The 5,182-nt window shown below is 41.3% G+C and carries 6 protein-coding genes; 4 read left to right on the forward strand and 2 right to left on the reverse strand.

Annotated features, from left to right (window positions below; genetic code table 11):
- Window positions 1-9 precede the first annotated feature (9 nt).
- Entirely contained in the window at window positions 10-381 is a 372-nt protein-coding gene (locus tag J6U00_RS01645; RefSeq protein ID WP_296577965.1) for a hypothetical protein, read from the forward strand.
- Here the strand turns inward: J6U00_RS01645 and J6U00_RS01650 are convergent.
- On the reverse strand, window positions 374-805 hold the full coding sequence (locus J6U00_RS01650; RefSeq protein ID WP_296577967.1) for a DUF4830 domain-containing protein: 432 nt from the start codon (window positions 803-805) through the stop codon (window positions 374-376). The two genes, J6U00_RS01645 and J6U00_RS01650, sit on opposite strands and share 8 nt — an antisense overlap.
- A 73-nt stretch (window positions 806-878) precedes the next feature.
- On the opposite strand from J6U00_RS01650, the gene J6U00_RS01655 reads away from it, so the two are divergent.
- From J6U00_RS01655 to J6U00_RS01665, 3 genes are all read left to right on the forward strand, one after another.
- Window positions 879-1,658 carry a 16S rRNA pseudouridine(516) synthase gene (locus J6U00_RS01655; RefSeq protein ID WP_296577970.1) on the forward strand — a complete coding sequence of 260 codons (780 nt, stop codon included), beginning with the start codon at window positions 879-881 and terminating at the stop codon, window positions 1,656-1,658.
- Window positions 1,659-1,770: 112 nt separating this feature from the next.
- The gene (gene ugpC / locus J6U00_RS01660; RefSeq protein ID WP_296577972.1) at window positions 1,771-2,889 is read left to right on the forward strand and encodes a sn-glycerol-3-phosphate ABC transporter ATP-binding protein UgpC; all 1,119 of its coding nucleotides are present in this window, start codon (window positions 1,771-1,773) and stop codon (window positions 2,887-2,889) included.
- A gap of 125 nt (window positions 2,890-3,014) precedes the next feature.
- A complete protein-coding gene (locus J6U00_RS01665; RefSeq protein ID WP_296577974.1) occupies window positions 3,015-4,274 on the forward strand; it encodes a Sapep family Mn(2+)-dependent dipeptidase in 1,260 nt (419 codons plus the stop codon).
- A gap of 57 nt (window positions 4,275-4,331) precedes the next feature.
- Here J6U00_RS01665 and J6U00_RS01670 read toward each other — a convergent pair whose 3' ends face one another.
- Window positions 4,332-4,688: a hypothetical protein gene (locus J6U00_RS01670; protein ID WP_296577976.1), complete on the reverse strand. Its 357-nt coding sequence runs from the start codon at window positions 4,686-4,688 to the stop codon at window positions 4,332-4,334.
- Window positions 4,689-5,182: the final 494 nt, after the last annotated feature.

The raw sequence follows: 5,182 nt of genomic DNA on the forward strand, positions 1-5,182 counted from the left end.
AAGAACTAAATGGATAGTCTTTTCGATAAATTTAATGATGACGAAGAACAAGTAAAATTTGGTTCAGATATGAGGAATTACGAACTATATGTTATTATACCATACATCGTGCCAATACTATTCTGGCTTCCTTTTGCAATAGATAAAAACTCTGACTTCTGCAAATTCCATTCAAATCAGTCACTATGCTGGTTGATTCTATTTTCAATACTTGAAGCTATTAGTGGTATTTTATTGATGCTTGACCCACCATTCAACTTTGTCGGCACTCTTCTGAACCTATTTACCATAGCTCTTATTGCTTTCCTTGTTATTGGCGCTTGGAAAGGGTATGCTTTAAAAATCCCTGTAATTGGCAATCTTTTAAAGCCATTCAAGTAACAGCAAGGCGAAGATTGCCACCATCCTCGCTATATACCATCGAAGCGATGGCTGTGTCGTCACAAACTAACAGTTCCGCAAGCATTTTTCGGCTTTCGGGGCTGTAATTTTTTACATCATAAACATATAGTTTCGCACTTCTACCAGCATATTCCCTAAGCGGAAGCCCCTGCTTATCCTGCAACCGGACATATTGCTCATATCCTTGATTATAATTAATCGGGATTGTAATCCTTTTTTCAGCTATTTCCTCAACATCCCAGCCATGTGATGCAAAATAATCTATTCTTCTTCCAACTGTTGAAGCATCGACATGAGCACCTAATGGTATGACATCTTCTTTTTTATTGTCTGGAAAGATAAAAATAACAATCGCAAGCAATAATGCTGCAATAACTAAAACAATCATTTTTTTCTTAGACATAGAACCCCCCGCTCATTTTTCATTTAATAATTATTATTCACACAATCCGACAATTTATTCCTTGGAGGTAAAAATGCCACAAACAAGACTTGACAAATTTATTTCTGAACGTGGAGAGTTCACACGAAGTAGAATAAAAGAACTCGCAAGTAAAGGACATATACGAGTCAACAATATTATAGTAAAAAAAGCAGATACCAAGATAGATCCCGAAAGAGATACCGTTGAAGTATTAGGAAATATTATAAAACCTGACCGCTTCAAATATCTTTTGCTTAACAAGCCTGACGGATATGTATGCTCCACCGACGAACATGACGGGCCGACAGTCATGGAACTTATTCCACCAGAATGGCGTACAAAAAATTTGTTTCCTGCTGGTAGACTTGATAAAGATTCTCTTGGTGCTCTTCTTATTACAGATGACGGAGAACTAGCACATCGTATGCTATCTCCAAAGAAACATATACCCAAAATATACATTGTGAAACTTGCCAATCCGTTTCAAAGTAAATATATTGATTTATTTGCAAACGGCATAACATTGTTAGATGGTTATCAATGTTTGCCTGCAAAGGTGTGCAATGTTGAAAGTTCCGAAAAACTGGCTTTTATAGAAATTAATGAAGGAAAATATCACCAAGTGAAACGAATGTTCGCAGCTGCCGGGAACCACGTAGAAGTGCTTATGAGAGTTTCGGTTGGAGGAGTAGTTCTTCCCGAAAAACTGGCAATTGGTCAGTGTATGGAATTATTGCACAAAGATGTTGAAAACTTGTTTGTCCCTCACGATTTCAATGCTTTTTGCAGCGAATTTTCTGGCGTTTTTTCGGCAATTCTAATAAACATATAAATGCATCTTTGTCAATTTAGCACCTTGAAAAAAAAAGCGAATAATGGTATTATATTAATATAGCTGATAATGTGTTTTCAGCAAGAAAAATTGAACTGGAGGACTGGATTAAATGGCAGGCTTAACACTTAAAGGCATTTATAAGAAATATCCGGGCGGAGTTGTGGCCGTTTCGGATGTTAATTTAGAGATAAGAGATAAGGAGTTCATCGTTCTCGTTGGACCTTCTGGTTGCGGTAAGTCTACAACGCTTCGTATGATCGCAGGTCTTGAAGAAATCTCTGAGGGTGAGCTTTATATAGGCGATAAGCTCGTAAACGATATCGCTCCCAAGGACAGAGATATCGCAATGGTTTTCCAGAACTATGCTCTTTATCCTCACATGACAGTTTTCGATAACATGGCATTCGGACTCAAGCTCCGCAAGGTTCCGAAGCCTGAAATAGAGAGAAAGGTTAACGAGGCTGCTAAGATCCTCGATCTTACACACCTTCTCGACAGAAAGCCTAAGGCAATGTCCGGTGGTCAGAGACAGAGAGTTGCTCTCGGTCGTGCTATCGTTCGTTCACCTAAGGTATTCCTTCTCGACGAGCCTCTCTCAAACCTCGACGCAAAGCTTCGTGCTCAGATGAGAACTGAGATCGCTAAGATCCACAAGAAGCTCGGTACAACATTTATCTATGTAACTCATGACCAGACAGAGGCTATGACAATGGGTGATAGAATCGTATGTATGAAGGACGGTTTCGTTCAGCAGATCGATACACCTCAGAACCTCTATGAGAATCCTATAAACAAGTTCGTTGCAGGCTTCCTTGGTTCACCTCAGATGAACTTCATCGACGCTACACTTAAGGAAGAGTATGGTCAGTATATAGTTGAATTCGGAAAGAATACAAAATATCAGATCATCGTTCCTGAGTCAAAGGTAAATGAGAATCTTAATGATTACGTTGGCAAGGAGATTACACTCGGTGTTCGTCCCGAATCTATCCATGACGAAGAAATGTACCTCTCAAATGCTTCTACAGGCGTTATCGACGCAAATGTAGAAATTACCGAAATGATGGGTGCTGAGACTTACCTCTATCTCGTTTGCGAGGGAGTTCCGCTTACAGCAAGAGTAAGCCCGAGGTCTACAGCTAAGTCAGGAGACGATATAAAGGTTGCTATCGATCCTAACAGAATCCACATCTTCGATAAGGAAACTGAGAAGGCAATTGTCAACTGATTAATTCTTTTCATATTTATCCTTTCTTTCTTGGTACATGGCGTCGTGAGATGCTGTGTACGCGCAAATTACCGCAGTATTATTACTGCGGTTTTTTGTGTTATATTATACCTCAGGAGGAAAAAATGTCAGAAATTAGAGATTATCTCACAGCTCACAAGCAGGAAATGACAGATTTTCTCGCAGAACTTGTGGCGATACCCAGCGTTCAGGGCGAGGAAGAGGAAGGTTTCCCCTTCGGCAGAGAGCCAGCAAGAGCTTTGGAGACCATGCTTAAAAAGTGTGATGAGTTCGGTTTTATTACCGAGAATACTGATAATTATGTAGGCTCTGCGGATTTAAACGGACTTCCGCCAGAGCTTGCCGTGCTTGTTCATCTTGATGTAGTTCCTGTAGGTTCAGGCTGGACGAGCGACCCGTATACGCTGCGGTACGAGCTTAATACCGATAAACTGGTAGGTCGTGGAGCTATCGACGACAAGGGACCAGCGGTCGCTGCGCTTTTTGCCGCAAGAGCTATTAAGGAGTTGGAACTGCCGCTTAAAAAGGGCATACGTCTTATATTCGGCACCAACGAGGAGAATGGTTCGGCTGATCTTGCCTATTATCGCAGAAAGCATGAGCTTCCGGAAATGGTTTTCACTCCAGACGGTGAGTATCCTGTCATAAATGCAGAAAAGGGTATGCTGAGAGTGTATTTTTCCGCGAATTACAGCGGAATACCTGTGCGAGGCGGAACTGTCATAAACGCTGTTCCGGCGGTATGCTCCGACGATGAAGATGACTATCATGGCATATCCGCACACGCCTCAACGCCCGAGAAGGGCGAAAATGCCATAACGAAATTTCTCAATATACGGGGGAAGCTTCATCCTTTGTTGAACAGCCTTTCGAAGCTTTTTCCCCATGGCGAGTTCAGCGGAAAGAGCTGCGGACTGGGTTTCAGTGACGAAATATCAGGAGATATGACCTGTGTACTGTCTCTTCTGAACGCTGAAAACGGCAGACTTCACGGCGGAGTGGATATCCGTTTTCCACTTGACCGAACAAAGGCAGAAATAAGTGATAATATTTGCGGAAAACTTCGTGAAGCTGGCTTCGATATAGATTCATGTGAGGGTGTCGAGCCTCACTGCACCGACGAAAATAGCGGCTTTGTGCAGGCTCTTCTGCGCGTTTATGAGAGAGTTATGGGAGAAAAAGGGTATTGTATAGCCATTGGCGGTGGTACCTATGTACATGAGATTGAGGGCGGAGTAGCCTTCGGGGCGGAGTTTCCCAATGAGGACGGACGTATGCACTGTCCCGACGAGTTCATAACCACTGAGAATCTGCTAAAAAATGCGGAGATAATGGCAGAGGCTATGGTGGAGCTGTGTTCATGATTTCAACTATATTCAATGAAATGTTGAAAAGGCGGACATTAAGTCCGCCTTTAATTATCAGTCGTTAAGAGTTGTGGCGGTTACTGTTGTCGAAGCTTTTTCACCGTCCATGCCGTCGATAACGTCGTCAACAGCATCCTTTGCCCCGTTTATGAGTTCCTTGCCTGCATCACCTATGCCGCTGACTATATCTTTTCCGGCTTCGCCTGCGCCGTCGGCAGCGTCGTCTAGACGATCCTTTATAGTTTTATCGGTTGTTTTTGTAGTTTCTTCATATCTTCTATCAGTAGTGCTGTGCTCTGTTACCATGCCGTTCTCGTCGTCGGTATAATGACCGTCGTTATTGTTGCCGCATCCCGTCAACGCTGCACAGACCGTAAAAAATATGGAGCATATTGCTAAATGCTTTTTCATACATATTATATCCTTTACAAAGAATTGTTGCGAAATCACTTTCCACAACATATTTTTATTGTTTACTTATTTTCCCCGTTTATCCACATGGTTTTCAACTTTTACATACTTCCAGAAAGTGTATTCTACGTTGTTTTCCACCTTTTCAACATAGTTATCAACAATTGCAGAGGTGTGTCCACATCTATTTCAACACAATGTTGAAAATTATTTCACTGTCCCGTGAAATAAAAATAGGATTATATTGCTGTATAAAACTGGCTTTTTTTTGCTGTCTTGAATAATATTGCAAATTGTGGTTTAATAAATCTAAATTTGGAGGTGAGAAAATGAAACCTTATTCATATTATGATAATCAAGCGTTGGAAAAATGGTGGGATCCGGCTCATGAAAAGAATCCAAATCATTTCAGAAATGCAAAATAATTGTATTCGCTCCGGATGAGAGTGACCTTCATGAGCTAACTTTATTTTGTATAAGAGTATTAGACCATA

It is taken from the genome of Ruminococcus sp. (genome assembly GCF_017650195.1).
Lineage (GTDB): Bacteria > Bacillota > Clostridia > Oscillospirales > Ruminococcaceae > Ruminococcus.

What these genes read in the sequence shown, in the direction of transcription:
- J6U00_RS01655 (WP_296577970.1), top strand. Translation starts at nt 879, where the DNA reads ATGCCACAAACAAGACTTGACAAATTTATTTCTGAACGTGGAGAGTTC.
- J6U00_RS01665 (WP_296577974.1), top strand. Translation starts at nt 3,015, where the DNA reads ATGTCAGAAATTAGAGATTATCTCACAGCTCACAAGCAGGAAATGACA.
- J6U00_RS01650 (WP_296577967.1), bottom strand. Translation starts at nt 805, where the DNA reads ATGTCTAAGAAAAAAATGATTGTTTTAGTTATTGCAGCATTATTGCTT.
- ugpC (WP_296577972.1), top strand. Translation starts at nt 1,771, where the DNA reads ATGGCAGGCTTAACACTTAAAGGCATTTATAAGAAATATCCGGGCGGA.
- J6U00_RS01670 (WP_296577976.1), bottom strand. Translation starts at nt 4,688, where the DNA reads ATGAAAAAGCATTTAGCAATATGCTCCATATTTTTTACGGTCTGTGCA.
- J6U00_RS01645 (WP_296577965.1), top strand. Translation starts at nt 10, where the DNA reads ATGGATAGTCTTTTCGATAAATTTAATGATGACGAAGAACAAGTAAAA.